A 15,541-nucleotide genomic window follows, 5' to 3' on the forward strand; every position below is an offset into this window, starting at 1 on the left:
AAAAATGAAGTTAAGTTCTAAGGGATTTCCTTAGAACTTTTTTTTACTTTTCGTTAAGTTTTAGTTTAAAAAAAAACGCTCTTTTTAACAAACAGAGTTTTTATTTCTCTAAATGGACAGGACGAGGGCTTAATATTTCAGCTACCATTATCCCAGTCTGATATTTAGTCGGAGCTAGGTAGTCATGAAGTGGTTTTGTTGAAATCACTACTTTCTTTTGTTTGGAAGAAGCATGCAATAAATGCAGCCTTCCATTTTGGTGAATGGCAAAACCTACATGTACAATATCAAGCCCTTTAATGTTTGTAGTGATGGCAATTAAATCACCATTTTTTATTTCCTTTTCATGGTCTTTTATCACTTCCTTGGGTATATAATAATAATTCCTGGAGGTGAATGTTTTTTCCGTAGATTTCAATTCTTCATAATTTACTTCATTTCCTAATTGCACATATTTATCACGGTTATTAGTCATGAAGTTCAGGTCATTTTTAAAGGGCGTCTGGGCTATTGTTTTACTTTTTTGTTTGATCAGTCCCTTTTGTTCATTTTCATACAACCAATCCGAAAAATAGTGCAGCCTGGAATTATAATTTTCAACTTTTCCATCTCTGTACCTCACTAATTCCAGCTCCCTTACATAATCTTCAAATTCGTATTTGCCCTGTTTGATCAACCTGCTGAAAACCAACACATTTTCCAGAAAAGTTGTGCAATCCAATCCATGCAGATTGATTACTAATTCTTCACCATTTTCATTTATATCCAGTGTTTTGGCCACATATTCAGTCCCTAAAAAACTCTTTCCCACCTTTACTGCTGTTTCATTTATAGTAAGTTCATCAAACTGTTTTAAAGATTTGAAGTAAGTCAGCTTTTCCAGCACAAGGGTTTTATCCTGCGCAGTACATTGAATCTGAGCCTGATTAATTGATGAATTATAAAGGAAAAGCCAGAGAAATACTAGTGAAAAAAAACTGGTTTTGAAAGGTATATTGTATGCTAAATGGGGCATGATCATATTTTGTTTTTTTATATGTTGTTTCTTCAAATTTAAACAGGAATAGTGAGATGAAGAAAATCTGTTGAAAATAAACAAAATTTCCTGAAATAGATTTTGAGTGAAAATTTGAATTAATTTTATATAAGCTTTGGGTTCTTATTGAATCACTTTAATTTCACTATTTCAAAAAAACTACAGCAAGAAAAAATAAAATACACATGTTTTTAGAACCGCAATTGAATAGTTATCCCCACAAACCACAATCCGGTTGGATAGAAGTTGTTTGTGGATCGATGTTCTCCGGAAAAACAGAAGAATTGATCAGACGGGTAAATCGTGCGGTTATCGCCCAACAGAAAATTCAGATTTTTAAACCGGGAATTGATAACCGGTACCATGAAAGTGATGTGGTGAGTCATAATAAAAATAAAGTAGTTTCCATCCCGGTAAATTCGGCAAAGGAAGTTCTAAGCCATTGTCAGGATTGTGATGTAATAGCCATAGATGAAGCTCAGTTTTTTGATGCTGAAATAGTTTCTGTATGCATTAGGTTAGCGAATAGAGGTAAAAGAGTGATTGTGTGTGGGCTTGATATGGATTTTGAGGGAAAACCATTTGGACCAATGCCTGAATTAATGAGCATTGCGGAGTTTGTGACCAAACTGCACGCCATATGTGCCCAATGCGGAGATGTGGCTTCATATTCATACAGACTTGTAGACTCGCAGGATAAGGTGCTTTTGGGGGAAACAAGTTCATATGAAGCCAGGTGCCGAAAGTGCTTTTATGAAAAAAAGATTCAGGAAGAAAAGGACCATGAAGCTTTTATGGTACAATTGGGAAAAAGAAAAACAGAGAATTAAATATTAGCCGACTTGTGGAAGTTGTATTTAATTTCCACAAGTCTTATTTCTACCTGAATTGGTAATTATAAATTTGGGTGATTTTCTTTCTTTTTAAAGTGACTACAGAAACTTTCATCCAAATATCTTCAACTGGCACACCCTTTTTGCCTACCTCCTGATTGGCGATTTCATCCACGATATCAATCCCTTTAATCACTTCTCCGAAAATGGTGTACTTCCCATCTAAATGATGTGCTCCCTCATTGTTTTGCACAATGTAAAACTGACTGCCACTGGATTTTCTTTCCGGATTCATAAAATCTCCTTGTCTTGCAGCTGCCAGCATTCCTTTATCATGAACATATTTATCCAGAATTTCTGCATCTATTAAATAACCAGGTCCTCCTGAACCTACTTTTCCTTCATTTCCAGGCCTGGTATTGGGATCACCACCCTGAATCATAAAATCTACCAAAACCCTGTGAAATTTAGTGCTGTCATAGTATTGTTCTTTGGCCAATGAGGAAAAATTGTCCCGGTGTTTGGGTGTATCATCAAAAAGAATCAAATGAATGCTGCCATAATTCGTTGCGATTTTGGCAATCTGGCTTTTTTTGGGAGGCTTTTTCCTTTTTTGAGCCTTTACCGATCCAGAATAAAACAATACGCTAATAGTGAGTAAAAAAAATAAAATGTTCTTCATAAAATTAAAAAATGGCCGGCTAAAAAATTTACTATAAATAATTGGCAGAATAGTATTTAAGCGTTAAAGTTTTAATGCTTTGCTTTTAAAAATAGTATTTAGGAGAGCAAAGCTATTTATTTTTTTCAAAGAAAAATACTTTAGAAATAATAGTATTTATTTTTGCATTCACTTTCTTTTTATTTGGGTTATATATGAATGTTTACAAGTTTTTGATTCCTGCTATCACATGGCATTTAATTCTTTTTTATCTTTTATTGGGTAGGGTTCCCGCTCCTGAGGTGGAGGGAAATATTCCTTTTATTGATAAGCTTGCCCATTTTTGTGTATTTGCACTTCTGGTATTTTTATACAAATGGGGTTTTCAAAAGTTGAATATGCAGGCCAATAGAAATATAAATTCAGGTTTTTGGAGCATTTTTATCGGGGTAGCTTTCGGTGGAATCTCAGAAATCCTTCAAGGGATGTTTTTTGAATACCGAAGTGGAGATATAGCAGATTTTATGGCCAATGTGGTTGGATGTATGGTTGGGTTATTCTGCTATAACCTGCTTAGGAAAACCTACTTTGTGAAATATTTATAATCCTGATTAATCTCCTTTTAATGCCTCTGGCTTTGAGGCATTCATAATAAAAAAATAGATTAACCAACCTGCCAGTAGCATTCCGATTAAATAAATAGTCCAGGTAAGACTGTATGAATTATCGGAGTTTTTCCCGTAAATAATTCCCAGGAAAATAGAAAGCAACATGTTAAGAATTAAGGCAAGCCCGCGAACCCAGGATTTGTTGTTGGCGAAAAATTCCTTTCTTGTTTTAATATTGGTATACCATTTATTTTTGTTGGGAACAAATACCAGTGCCTCAGGTACATAGGGTAAACTTTTACCAAGGAAATTTAATAAAACATTTAACCCCAGCATTATAAAAAAAGCAGTATAGAAAAAAGTAGACCGATTAACCTGCATTTGGGCCTGCTCTTCCAATCCAAATGGAACTTCTATGGATAATGGGAAATAACTATAAGTTAACAAATCCACCGCCAAAAATCCCAACATCGAAAATATCCATAAAGGCTTTACAAGTACCATAAATAAAATTAAGATGATTAAAATTAATGTGCCCCCAGAAAAAAGTGAGGGCAGCATTTTCAGGCGGCAAAATTAGCCAATTATCTGATTGGTATGGTCTTTTGTTTTTACTTTTTGAATAATTTCCTCAATTATGCCTTCTTCATTGATCACAAAGGTAGTTCTGAACGTACCCATATATTTCCTGCCATACATCGACTTTTCCCCCCAGGTTCCAAATTGATTGTGAATTTCTTTTTCTGTATCCGCAATTAGAGGAAAAGGAAGTTCATGTTTTTCAATGAATTTTTTGTGAGATTTTTCATTATCCGAACTAATTCCAATCACTACATAACCCTTTTCAAGTAAAGCTTCATAGTTGTCTCTCAGGTTACAGGCTTGTGCTGTACAACCAGGAGTATTGTCTTTTGGGTAAAAATATAAGATGACTTTTTTACCTTTAAAATCTGTTAATTGAATCGCATTTCCATCCTGATCGATTCCTGAAAATTCAGGAGCTTTATCTCCAACTTTTAATTCCATAGATATTAATTGTTTCAGTTATACAAGTTTTTTAATTTTATAATAAATCCGGATTTAATAAGAATGAATTAAGTTTCTTTTCGAAATCATTCAACTTCTTTTAATATGGTAAACTTTAGACAAACCATTTTGGTTTTAATAAAACATTCAATCCTTTTTTCAACTTCAAAGTTAATTTTATAATTACACTTTTTAATTTTATTCGGCTCTTTTAAACATTTAAAAACTCCAGACATCATGGCAGAATGGGTAACCGTATTATCATTAGTTTCATTTGGGTTATTATTATTAATTCTTGAATTAATCTTCATTCCGGGAACCACTGTAGTTGGGCTTATCGGATTAATTAGTTTGGGGTTTGGAGTGTATTTTGGATACGATTATTTTGGAAGTGCTGTAGGCTCAGCCATTTTAGGAGGCAGTAGTTTGATCTTTTTTACAGGGGTATACATTAGCTTCAGGACTGGTGTATGGGGCAAGTTTGCACTCAAAAATATTTTATCAAGTAAAGTAAATGAAGATGAAGAGCCTTTGGTAATAGGTGATGTTGGTGTGGCTATTTCTGCCTTAAGGCCCTCAGGAAAAGCAGAGTTTAAAAACATTATCCGAGAGGTGAGTTCGCAGGGTAATTATATTGATGTGGGTCAGAAGATTCGGGTAATTCGTGTAGTAGGGAAAAAGGTTTTGGTGGAAATCGCTACTAAAAAAGTAGAGGCCGGAACTTATTAGAAAATAAATTAAAGAAAAAAGACTATACAATTCTGTTTAGATAATGGTATAGTCTTTTTTGTATTCATAATTGAGAGTAGGGGGCTGGTTTTAGGAAAATACTGGTCACTTTCGAAACCGACTCTGCATATTCAGGCTTGTCTTTCATTACTGCCCACTCAGGACTATCAATAAAGTCTTTCCATTCTTTTTTTCTTTCTTCCATATTTTCATAAACCAGCATATAAGTGAGGTTGGGTTTATTAATTCCGTAAATGGTTTCCCCAAAAAACACTGGTTCGAAACCTATTTTGTAGAATAGATCCAATTCTTCTTTATTGAACATTTCTACTTTCCTTTTCCCAGCATCCTCATTATAACTTTCATAAATTCTGAGCTCGAAGAGTTTATCTCCTTTTTGTTGAGGAATCTTTAATTTTGGAATGGCATCGAAGGCTTCTAATAGTGACGATTGAATTCTTTCAACCACCATATTGTCTTTTCCAATCTGATCATATTTTTTACTGTTTTTTTGATACTCACTATCTTGCTCAACTTTTTTCATTATTGAAATGGCATCCTTAAAATTCTGAAAGGGAATGAGCAGGTAAATACTTAAATTTTCAGCATCTTCCATTGGGTGAAAAACTCCAATGTTTTTCACTCCTTGTTTGTTAAGCGCTGGAATTAGGGCATTTTTTAAGTAATCATCCAAAATAGGAATGTTAGCTTTATTGGTTACCTGAAATTCCCTTAATTCATAGTACTCTTTTGAAGCGTTTGGATTTGAGCTTTTTCCTAAACTCAAACTGGGTAAACCAAGACTTAGAGAGGAGAATGAGGCATATTTAAAAAAGTTTCTTCTTTTCATTTTCTATGGAATAAATAGGTTTGTGAATCTGTTGGTTCAAAGTGAAGTAATCTTAATGTTTTAAATGAGAGTAAAATTAATCCACTTCATTAATTGTAATTTTCCCTGAATTTAATTTGGAATAAAAGGAATACCAATTTTAAGGATAATTTCTTTAATGATTCTGTAAAATCAATTCTTGAAAAGGAATTTTTTCGAATCTTTTTAAAGCAAATTAAGTTTCAACCTTTGACTATCAAATTAATTAAATATTATGAAAAAAACTCTGATACTTGGTGCCAGCGAAAACCCCAGCAGGTATGCCTATAGGGCAGCCCACATGTTAAAGAATAGCGGACATGAAATTGTGCCCATTGGAAGAAGAAATGGCCAGGTGGCCGGGGAACATATTCTAACTGAAAAAGAAGTGAAAAAGGAAATTGATACAATTACACTTTACCTCAATGCTAAAAACCAGGAGGAGTGGTACGATTATATTTTAAGCACCAAACCCAATAGAATCATTTTTAATCCTGGAACTGAAAATCCAAACTTGAAAAAACTTGCGGAGGAACACCAGATAGAAACGATAAATGCCTGTACCCTTGTAATGCTTTCCGTAGGAAACTATTAGTATTAATAGAAAGAAATTCTACTGCTTTTTAATATGTAATTAATGGAATGTTTACTTTTGGAAGATCAAATTTGTGGGAAAATTTTAACTCAAATCTTAATTATTTGCAAGCCTGCTTTTTGGGTTTTCAGGTGATTTAATTTTTCAATAACTTTACTATTTAACAAGCAGAATTAATGGCCATTAAAGAAACAAAATTTCAATTCGAGAACAGCACCGGTTACTATTGTGGAAAAGTAAGAGATGTATATTCATTTGAGGATAAACTGGCAATGGTGACCTCAGATAGAATTTCTGCTTTTGATGTGGTATTACCAAGGGCGATACCTTATAAAGGTCAGGTACTGAACCAGATAGCAAATTTGTTTTTAAAACTGACCAGCGATATCGTACCAAATTGGGTGGAATCAGTTCCTCACCCAAATGTAACTATAGGAAAAAAATGTGAGCCATTTATGGTTGAAATGGTAATCAGAGGATATCTTGCAGGACATGCTGCAAGGGAATATAAAGCAGGAAAAAGAATGCTTTGTGGGGTTGCATTGCCGGAAGGGTTAAAGGAAAATGACAAATTGCCTGAACCAATCATTACCCCAACCACCAAAGCCCATGAAGGCCATGATGAAGATATTTCAAGAGAGGATATTCTGGCTAAAGGAATAATAGATGAGGCGGATTATTTGAAGCTGGAAGATTATACCAGAAAGTTATTTCAAAGAGGAACCGAAATAGCGGCAAAGTCGGGATTGCTTTTGGTAGATACCAAATATGAATTTGGTAAACTTAATGGGGAAATCTATTTACTTGATGAAATTCATACACCGGATTCGAGTAGATATTTTTATGCAGAGGGATACCAGGAAAGGCAGAATAAAGGAGAAAAACAAAAGCAACTTTCCAAAGAATTCGTGAGGCAATGGTTAATTGAAAATGGATTTCAGGGGAAGGAAGGACAAGAAGTGCCGGAAATGTCTGATGAATTTGTAGAAAGTGTTTCTAACAGATATATTGAATTATACCAAAACATTACCGGAAAGGCTTTCGTTAAAGCAGAAAATAATGATATTCAAACAATAGAGGCGAGTATCAGAAACTTTTTCAATGTAAATTGATATATTTGAAGAAATATTATAAAGACAAGTCTAATGAAATATTCAATAGAAAAATCTGAAAAATACACCAAGCTTTTATTAAATGAAGAAAAGTTAGATACTTTAAAAGCTCCTAGTTTAAAATCGGAAATTATTACCCTTTATCAATCAGGTACAATTAACCTGATCCTGAATTTGTCGAATGTAAAATATGTTGATTCTTCAGGATTAAGTGCCGTTTTAGTAGCTAATAGGCTTTCAAAGGAAGTAGGAGGATATTTGGTGTTGGTAGGAGTTACTGATCACGTGATGAAACTGGTTAAAATTTCCAAACTGGATCATGTACTTAATATTTTACCAACTGAAGAAGAAGCTGTAGACGCTATTTTTTTGAACGAAATTGAAAAAGATTTCAACGGAGAAGAGTAATAGACAATAGCTTTATATTTTGTAATAAAGAATATCCATCAGCTGTTAAGTTGATGGATATTCTTATTTTAAGTCATTTAATAGTTGGTTAATTCGTGCATTTTGAAATAAAAATTTTAGGTTCTGGTTCTGCTACTCCTGCCTGGGGCCGCCACCTTTCCTCTCAAATACTAAATATTGAACATCAGTACCTTATGATCGATTGTGGGGAAGCCACACAATTCAGGGTAATCTATGAGAAAGTTAAAGTTAAAAAACTGAATCACATTTTTATTAGCCATTTGCATGGTGATCATTACTTTGGGATTTTTGGCCTGCTCTCTACGCTTAACTTAAATGGACGGAAAAATGATTTACATATTTACGGACCCAGAGGCCTTGATGAAGTAATTGTGACCAACTTGAGGATTTCTAACTCAGTTTTGGGATATAAGTTAATTTTCCATGAAATAAATTTGGAAAAAAATGAAAAGTCTAAAACTTTACTGGAAAATGACACTTTTAAAATAACTGCATTTCCCTTGTGCCATAGAATTACCTGTTTTGGATTTTTATTTACGGCCCAATCAAAAACCTCCAAAATAAATGCAGCAAATTTGCCCAAAAATTTCCCTTTTGAATTAATTCGGGAGTTGAAGGCCGGGAATGACGTAAGATGGGAAGGTGAAGATTTCCTTTCAAGTAAATTGACCTATACAAAAGAAGAAAAAAAGGAATATGCCTATTGTACCGATACCATTATTCAAGAGGGCATAATTCCGATTATCAAAGGGGTAGATTTGCTATACCATGAGGCTACTTTTATGGAGGATAATGTACACAGGGCCAAAACGACTTTTCACTCAACTGCCTCTCAGGCTGGAAAATTTGCAGCTCAGGCTCAGGTTAAAAAACTTATTGTAGGCCATTTTTCTTCACGATACAAGGAACTGGATTTGTTGCTTGAGGAAGCTCAGCAATACTTTGAAAATACTGAGCTGGCATTGGAGGGAAGGAATTTTACCATTTAGGCAGAAAAAAAGGCTACTATTTAGTAACCTTCTTGGGATTGTTTTTTTTATTGATTTCTGCTTTCTTTTTGTTAACAAGGTTATCAATTTTATGAAACCATTTATCAATTTCATTTCTTTCCTGCGAGGTAAGGGCCTTTAGTTTATCCATTTTTTTAGGTTTAATTGTTCAATTGTTTGTATAAGTAGATCGCATTTGTTCCCCAAAAAGATACTTGGTATTTCTAAAACTAATAGGAGTTGAAAAAATTTTATTATCAGGAAGATTTTCAAATTAACACAATGCCTTTTATGGAGTTACACTCCTTTCAGGATTTAGTAGCAATTGACAATAATTAATTAAGAAGTGCTTTTTTCTCCAGAAGTTTAATTGCCTCAATTTCGATCTTTTTAGCTTTAGGGAATAGAATCTTGTTCTCAATAAAAGAGTGAGTTTTTAAGTCATTTTCAAAGGCTTTCAATTCCTGGTAAACCACTTTTGTGAAAATTCCTGTATTTTCCGAAATGCAGTATCCTTTGGTCAGTTCTCTAATTCCCTTCATTTCATCATCTTCACACTGGTGATCTGAAAAGATCTTATCAATAGAAAAGTTATCTAAATCTTCAAATAAACTTACCGGATTAAATCCATTCTGGATAGCTGAATTCAACCTTTCTATATAACCAAAGTGATATTTTTCTTCTTCATAAATATGTCGGATAAAATCCTCCGCAAAAATTGGGAACACAAATTTTAAATCTCTTGCTTCCTCCGGATTATCGAAAAATGAAGGTTTAATATTTTGAATTAGATCTGCCATGTAAGGCAGTTTATGTCTGATAAATGATTGGTGAGCTTTTTTGAGGTATTGTATGATAATGTCAATTTCGTATTCCTGTTCCAGATCAGGGGTAAGTTTTAAATCCTGATTTTCCTGACATGACTCTAGTGTTTTTATTACAGTAAAAACATCTATGCCCTTTTTCTGACAAACAGATTCTAAAGGGTCATTGTAAAATTTGTAAAACTCAATTCCGAAAAAATGTAGTACTGAAGCAAGCACATAATTTTTTGCAACAATGTCTTTTATGAATTGTTTCTGATAACTCTGGCTCATGCTTTAGCGAAAATAAAAATAGAATTAAGATTGAAATTTAATGAAAACATCTAAATATCCTGGAGGACCAGTTTACAAATCTGATGATTATTACAAAAATAATTCGTCAAATTAAATACAAGTTTAAAATTAACCAAAAAATGTGGTTAAAATCTGATTTTATAGTTTGAAATCCAATTGAACAGGTCTGGAACCCATAAAAATCAAATATATTTTTCGTATTTCTGGTGTTAAAGTAGGTAAATTGATTTCATTGCTTTATGGTTTTGTGGATTTTTCTTTATAATTTCTACTAAAAATTGCTTTAAAGAAACATATCTCGAATTTTAGAGAACAAAAATATATATGCATAAATTTAATTTTCAGGTCAATCTTGAAGGAATAATTGATATTCTTTCTAACCATTTATATAGTGAAGAAAGAGTATTCATCAGGGAACTGTTACAAAATGCCACCGATGCGATCAGTGCAAGGAAAAGACTTGATCCGGCAGTGGAAGGGGAGATTTCTCTGGAGATTATTGAAAAAGATAATGAGAACCCTGCTCAGTTAATCGTTGAGGATAATGGAATTGGTTTAACAGAACAGGAGGTCCATGAATTTTTATCTAATATTGGTTCTAGTTCCAAAAGAGATGAACTTTCCCTTAAAAGACAGGATTTTATAGGGCAATTTGGAATTGGCCTGCTTTCCTGCTTTATGGTTACTCATGAAATTGTTATGATAACCAAATCTTATAAAGGAGGAAGGGCCATTGAATGGATTGGAAATAGTGATGGATCTTATTCTATTAAACAACTGGAAAGGGATTTTGAACCAGGAACGAAAATTTACCTAAAGGCCAAGCCTGGGAAAAATCTGTTATTTGTTCCTTCAAAAATTCAAGAAATCGTTCGCTATTACGGTGACTTGTTACCTTACCCGGTTTATCTGCTTAATCCTTATGGGAAGGAAATCATTAACGAAGGAATTGCACCATGGGAAAAATACTTTGATACTAAGAGTGAGGAAAGGGTTGAGTTTATGGATTTTGGTAAAAAGCACTTTGATCTGAATTTTATAGATTACATTCCAATAAAAACCAATTATGGAGAAGCAGAAGGGGTGGCTTATATTTTACCATATGAGACCAATCCCTCCGCCAAAAAGACTAATAAGGTTTTTCTGAAAAATATGCTTGTTTCCGAAAAGGTAGATAATATATTACCTGATTGGGCATTCTTTGTGAAATGTATAATTAATGTCCAAAACTTGCGGCCTACGGCATCAAGGGAAGGGTTTTATGAAGATGAAAATCTCTTCCAGACGAAAAATGAAATTGGGGAAATATTCAAGGCCTATTTTTTAGAGCTCGAAAAGACCAATCCTGAAAAATTAAAAAAACTTTATGTAATTCATTATCATTCAATGAATGCTCTTGCATTGCATGATGATGAATTTTTTAAAATAATCATCAATTATATTCCATTTGAAACGGCAAGTGGTCATTTAACAATTCCCGAATTCGAAAGACATTCAGGAATAATCAGACATATACCTGATGTAGATGAGTTTAAACAAATAGCCGGAGTGGCTCATGCTCAGGGCATTCCTATAATTAATTCCGGATATACCTACAAAAGAGAACTTTTGGAAAAACTGGAAAAGGTTTTTCCCGAGAAAAAAGTGAATCAGGTGTCTACTGAGCAATTCATTGAACAATTTGAAAACTTAAATGAGGACGAACTCAATCAGGTTGATGCCTTTTTTAAAATTGCTGAAGAAACCCTTTGGGAGTTTAAATGTGTGCCTATTATTAAAAAATTTGACCCTGTGAATATACCAACTCTTTATAGTAAGGATGAATTTATGGGGTTTCTGAAATCTGCTAACAAGTCGAAAGATGTTTCCAATAATTTGTGGGGTGGTATAATTAATAGTATTACAAATGAGGAATTTGCCATGGCCAATGCTTCACTTTGCTTTAACTATAACAGCCCGCTCATCAGAAAAATGGTTTCAGTAGGGGATGAGGATAAACTGGCACTGTTTATTAAAGTAATTTATGTACAGGCTTTAATGCTTGGCCACCACCCGCTTCAGGCCAATGAAATGAAAATTTTAAGTGAGGGACTGGTAGATTTAATCGATTTGAGTTTACATTGAATGTAACTTACATCAAAATTCAAAACGTTCAGAAATTAAAAGAATAATTCCTAATCTATTTTATTCTTGATTAATTTTGGCTAAAACTTTGAGCTTCAAACTTCCGAAAAAAAATTACCACAGACATTGAACTTCCCTCTTTATTATTTAAGAAATCTCCTTAGGATTCGCTTTTATTTTTTTTATGGAATAATTCTCTTTTTTTCTGTTTCGGTGGGAAATGGTCAGGAAATCAGTATTCGCGATAAAAATGAAATCCGCTACGATGCTAAATTATTTGTTAAGGAATTGGAGTTATTGATGAATACCTTGGCAAATCCCAATATTAGCCGGTATTCCAGAGATATTTTAATCAATAACAGTTATTCTCCATCTGCCAACCAGATTTTTCTAAATGAAGATGTAATTATAGAGGATGATATAGATCCCAATAATGTAGATTATTCTTCTGTTAAGGATGTGAGGGTGGAAAAATACCTGAAAGATCTGGATTTATTTTACCTTAAAAGTGATGACCAATCAATTGGATTTACAAGTCTTATTTCCGGGGAGGTGAAAATTGGTGAGTATGTTTATATCGAAGTGTATTTCGAAAGTTTGTTTAATGGCTCCCATAAGCTCTTACCCGATCCATATAAAGTCACCAAAAGAGTAGTTACCATTAAAGCAGAAAAGCAAAATGATATGTGGAAAATGCTTATTGCCAGTATAGTGTTCTACAATCCGAATAAGCATAAATTTGTTCAGGAATATCTGGATTATTTAAATAGGGAGAATACGGTGGATTCGTTGGAAGTGGTCATTGACTCTTTAAACCAAAATATACAAATTGCTCAGGAAAATGAAGTGATTCCTGTAGAATCAGTGACTAAAGATAAAAATTCAAATCTACAATATGAGTTAGGGGTAAATACAGGATTAGGATTTCCTGTTGGCAAATTTTCAGATCAGGCTAAAACCGGATTAGCCTTTGGGTTGGAAGGAATCTATTATATTAATAGTTCTGCGGCTGTTGAAGGTGCAGTTACATGGAATTCATTTAAAGGCAAAAATGAAAATTCAGGTCCCAAAAAGTGGAATAGCACTTCTTATAACATTTCAATTCTATATTTCCTGGATGTGGATAAAATCAGGCCGTTTGTAAGCCTTGGAGTTGGAGTTTATAGAGTGAAATCTGTTTTTCAGGCACCAGGAGTTCCTGAATTAAGTATTGAGCCCAGTGAGTTTAAAGAAATTACCAATAACTTTGGGTTTGTCCCTAAAATAGGAAATGTAATAGCGGTCAATGAGAATTTAAATTTTAATCCTACTTTATCAATCAATAATATATTTTACAAAGGGGAATTAACAGAGGGCATGTCATTTGTCTCATTGAATTTTTCTTTGTTATATAAATTCTATTGAGGAAAAGTGTTTGGAAAATACATGTAAAAATCATTAAGCGCATTTCCTTTTTCCCCTTTTCCTGTCAAAAGGAATCCATTTGTCTGCGTACTGATACCTACAGCTTCCTGTCTGTTTTCGCCAGGTATACTATTGAGTTGAGTCCATTCTCCTGATACAGGATCAAATTCCCAAAAATCATTTAGATTATTTCCTTCTTTATCCACCCCTGTCATTACATAACCTTTCTGCCCAATAGTAAATGCAGTTGCGCTGGATCTTTCAATTCCTGGAAATTCATTAATTTCTTCCCATTGATCATTTTCAATATCATACTCCCAAAAATCTTTGAAAAAACTCTCATTACGGCCCTCGCCCAAACCGACATATGCTTTTTTCCCAATTACAAAAGTCACGGCATTTTTTCTACTTTCTCCTTCAAAATCCTCTAGTCTTTCCCAATCGTTTTTTTCCATATTATATTCCCAAAAGTCATCCAGAAAACGGTTGTTGGCTCTTTCTCCCAAACCCAGGTAACCTTTCTTTTCATGAGCAAAACTAATGGCGGAATTCCTGTCAAAGCTGGGTAGAGGTTCTTTCCATTCCCAATAATTAAATTCATCATTATAAGCCCATACCGATCGTCTTCGGGAATTTCCATTAACTAATCCAGTTCCCATAAATCCTTTGTTTTCAATTGCAAACCCTGTGCATTCCGTTACATTTCCCATGGGCGAAAAGGCCACCTGCTCCCAAACTTCATTCTGAATATCATATTTCCAGAAATCATTTAAGGTTTGATTTTCAGAACTGTTTCCTGTGCCAATGAAAATCATATTATCCTTTAAAAATCCAACTGCACCATATCGGGCTTCGAATGGTAAATTATCCATCTTTTTCCATCCAGGAGTCATAAAGCTTATTTGGTCACCGTAAATTGTACCATATACCGTAGTGACGAAAGGACGTAAATAATAAACTGTGGCTTGTTTTAAGCCTGTCAGATTGCTTTCAAAATCCTCCTCATTGTCCAATTCCCCCTGATTTACAAGATTATCCTCAATCGTAGGGTTTTGATTCTCTGACCAGCAGTGACCATGACCAATAATGGGGTTAGCTCCCAAATCTTCAATTTTTGTTATTAGGGTAGCATTATCTTCAGAAACAGATAAAATTTCAGTTTTGGCAATTTTTGCCGGAGTCAGATCCGGAGAAGTTTCAAATTGGATAGCATCACCATAATGTACCTGAAAAGCAGTTGCAGCAAAAGGTCTCACGAAATAGGTAGTGTTAGGAAGAAGATTTTCAAGGTCAGAATAGTAGGTCTCAATGTCGTTTTTTTCGCCAATTGCAAATACACTGTCTGAAACTGTTGGAGCTTGATTGGTTGACCAGCAATGTCCGTGTTGTAAAATAGGGTTAGGTCCCAGGTTGGATATTTTTCCGGAGATTCTGGCTGAATTGCTTGAAATGGTTTCTAATTTGGCCTCAAGAAGGGTAGGGGCAGTTAAATCAAAGATATTTTCACGGCATGAAAAAAGTAAAATAAGAAGCACAAAACTTATTACAGGATTTTTTAATTTATCCATTCTAGTTTCAGTTTATAATTTAGTTGGATAGCCTTTTTTAGTAAAATAACCTCAAATATTGATCTAAAAAAGTGTGGTTTGAATTAGTTTTTACTAAAAATTAAAATTTCAGCCATACTCTAAATATTCAAGGGTTTGAACTAAATAATTATAAAATTAAAAAATAAAATTCCATTCTCTTATTTGGTTTGGGAATATTAGGATAATGAATTTTTGACCTTTCTTTCGTCAGGCTAAATAGAATGAGGATGAGAAGGAGTTTGGCACAAACTCCCTTAAACTTATCAGCAATTTAGAAATAAGTTTATGGTTGTTTTATTAATAATCATTAACCTTTATCGTTAGAAACTGCAATTGCAGAGCAGACGCAAATGTTACTTTGCCTAAAGGTTATGTGTTTTTTTTAACATTTTGTTAACCAGTTGTTTATATGAAAATGAA

The 15,541-nt window shown here is 33.7% G+C and carries 17 protein-coding genes; 9 read left to right on the forward strand and 8 right to left on the reverse strand.

What is annotated here, in order from left to right:
- Positions 1-100: 100 nt before the first annotated feature.
- On the reverse strand, positions 101-1,015 hold the full coding sequence (locus tag A3EM_RS0106660; RefSeq protein WP_020527404.1) for an N-acetylmuramoyl-L-alanine amidase-like domain-containing protein: 915 nt from the start codon (positions 1,013-1,015) through the stop codon (positions 101-103).
- 206 nt (positions 1,016-1,221) lie between these two features.
- Between A3EM_RS0106660 and A3EM_RS0106665 the strand changes: the two genes are divergently transcribed.
- Positions 1,222-1,866 carry a thymidine kinase gene (locus tag A3EM_RS0106665; RefSeq protein ID WP_020527405.1) on the forward strand — a complete coding sequence of 215 codons (645 nt, stop codon included), beginning with the start codon at positions 1,222-1,224 and terminating at the stop codon, positions 1,864-1,866.
- A 49-nt stretch (positions 1,867-1,915) separates the two neighbouring features.
- On the opposite strand, the gene A3EM_RS0106670 is transcribed toward A3EM_RS0106665, so the two are convergent.
- Complete coding sequence (locus A3EM_RS0106670) at positions 1,916-2,551, reverse strand: peptidylprolyl isomerase (RefSeq protein ID WP_020527406.1); 636 nt, start codon at positions 2,549-2,551, stop codon at positions 1,916-1,918.
- 158 nt (positions 2,552-2,709) lie between these two features.
- On the opposite strand from A3EM_RS0106670, the gene A3EM_RS0106675 reads away from it, so the two are divergent.
- Complete coding sequence (locus tag A3EM_RS0106675) at positions 2,710-3,135, forward strand: VanZ family protein (protein ID WP_281169805.1); 426 nt, start codon at positions 2,710-2,712, stop codon at positions 3,133-3,135.
- Between the two features lie 6 nt (positions 3,136-3,141).
- Here A3EM_RS0106675 and A3EM_RS0106680 read toward each other — a convergent pair whose 3' ends face one another.
- Both A3EM_RS0106680 and bcp read right to left on the reverse strand, forming a co-directional pair.
- The gene (locus A3EM_RS0106680; RefSeq protein ID WP_157637762.1) at positions 3,142-3,642 is read right to left on the reverse strand and encodes a hypothetical protein; all 501 of its coding nucleotides are present in this window, start codon (positions 3,640-3,642) and stop codon (positions 3,142-3,144) included.
- A 72-nt stretch (positions 3,643-3,714) separates the two neighbouring features.
- The gene (gene bcp / locus A3EM_RS0106685) at positions 3,715-4,164 is read right to left on the reverse strand and encodes a thioredoxin-dependent thiol peroxidase (RefSeq protein ID WP_020527409.1); all 450 of its coding nucleotides are present in this window, start codon (positions 4,162-4,164) and stop codon (positions 3,715-3,717) included.
- A 237-nt stretch (positions 4,165-4,401) separates the two neighbouring features.
- Between bcp and A3EM_RS41705 the strand changes: the two genes are divergently transcribed.
- Positions 4,402-4,893, forward strand: coding sequence for an NfeD family protein (locus A3EM_RS41705; protein ID WP_020527411.1), 492 nt, complete (start codon positions 4,402-4,404; stop codon positions 4,891-4,893).
- A 64-nt stretch (positions 4,894-4,957) separates the two neighbouring features.
- On the opposite strand, the gene A3EM_RS0106700 is transcribed toward A3EM_RS41705, so the two are convergent.
- Positions 4,958-5,743: an NIPSNAP family protein gene (locus tag A3EM_RS0106700; RefSeq protein WP_020527412.1), complete on the reverse strand. Its 786-nt coding sequence runs from the start codon at positions 5,741-5,743 to the stop codon at positions 4,958-4,960.
- A gap of 253 nt (positions 5,744-5,996) precedes the next feature.
- On the opposite strand from A3EM_RS0106700, the gene A3EM_RS0106705 reads away from it, so the two are divergent.
- The 4 genes from A3EM_RS0106705 (at position 5,997) to A3EM_RS0106720 (ending at position 8,886) form a co-directional block, all read left to right on the forward strand.
- Positions 5,997-6,356, forward strand: coding sequence for a CoA-binding protein (locus tag A3EM_RS0106705; protein ID WP_020527413.1), 360 nt, complete (start codon positions 5,997-5,999; stop codon positions 6,354-6,356).
- A 176-nt stretch (positions 6,357-6,532) separates the two neighbouring features.
- Entirely contained in the window at positions 6,533-7,468 is a 936-nt protein-coding gene (locus tag A3EM_RS0106710; protein ID WP_020527414.1) for a phosphoribosylaminoimidazolesuccinocarboxamide synthase, read from the forward strand.
- 33 nt (positions 7,469-7,501) lie between these two features.
- The gene (locus A3EM_RS0106715; RefSeq protein WP_020527415.1) at positions 7,502-7,876 is read left to right on the forward strand and encodes an STAS domain-containing protein; all 375 of its coding nucleotides are present in this window, start codon (positions 7,502-7,504) and stop codon (positions 7,874-7,876) included.
- 95 nt (positions 7,877-7,971) lie between these two features.
- On the forward strand, positions 7,972-8,886 hold the full coding sequence (locus A3EM_RS0106720) for a ribonuclease Z (RefSeq protein WP_020527416.1): 915 nt from the start codon (positions 7,972-7,974) through the stop codon (positions 8,884-8,886).
- 16 nt (positions 8,887-8,902) lie between these two features.
- Here the strand turns inward: A3EM_RS0106720 and A3EM_RS48300 are convergent, their stop codons facing one another.
- Together A3EM_RS48300 and A3EM_RS0106735 are read right to left on the reverse strand one after the other, a co-directional pair.
- Positions 8,903-9,037: a hypothetical protein gene (locus tag A3EM_RS48300; protein WP_020527417.1), complete on the reverse strand. Its 135-nt coding sequence runs from the start codon at positions 9,035-9,037 to the stop codon at positions 8,903-8,905.
- A gap of 184 nt (positions 9,038-9,221) precedes the next feature.
- Positions 9,222-9,983: a hypothetical protein gene (locus tag A3EM_RS0106735; protein WP_020527419.1), complete on the reverse strand. Its 762-nt coding sequence runs from the start codon at positions 9,981-9,983 to the stop codon at positions 9,222-9,224.
- A gap of 345 nt (positions 9,984-10,328) precedes the next feature.
- On the opposite strand from A3EM_RS0106735, the gene A3EM_RS0106740 reads away from it, so the two are divergent.
- Both A3EM_RS0106740 and A3EM_RS0106745 read left to right on the forward strand, forming a co-directional pair.
- On the forward strand, positions 10,329-12,128 hold the full coding sequence (locus tag A3EM_RS0106740; protein WP_020527420.1) for an HSP90 family protein: 1,800 nt from the start codon (positions 10,329-10,331) through the stop codon (positions 12,126-12,128).
- A gap of 126 nt (positions 12,129-12,254) precedes the next feature.
- Positions 12,255-13,532, forward strand: coding sequence for an outer membrane beta-barrel protein (locus tag A3EM_RS0106745; RefSeq protein ID WP_157637763.1), 1,278 nt, complete (start codon positions 12,255-12,257; stop codon positions 13,530-13,532).
- On the opposite strand, the gene A3EM_RS0106750 is transcribed toward A3EM_RS0106745, so the two are convergent.
- Positions 13,526-15,100 carry a Kelch repeat-containing protein gene (locus A3EM_RS0106750; RefSeq protein ID WP_020527422.1) on the reverse strand — a complete coding sequence of 525 codons (1,575 nt, stop codon included), beginning with the start codon at positions 15,098-15,100 and terminating at the stop codon, positions 13,526-13,528. The two genes, A3EM_RS0106745 and A3EM_RS0106750, sit on opposite strands and share 7 nt — an antisense overlap.
- Positions 15,101-15,541 lie beyond the last annotated feature (441 nt).

The organism is Flexithrix dorotheae DSM 6795, assembly GCF_000379765.1.
GTDB classification, from domain to species: domain Bacteria; phylum Bacteroidota; class Bacteroidia; order Cytophagales; family Flammeovirgaceae; genus Flexithrix; species Flexithrix dorotheae.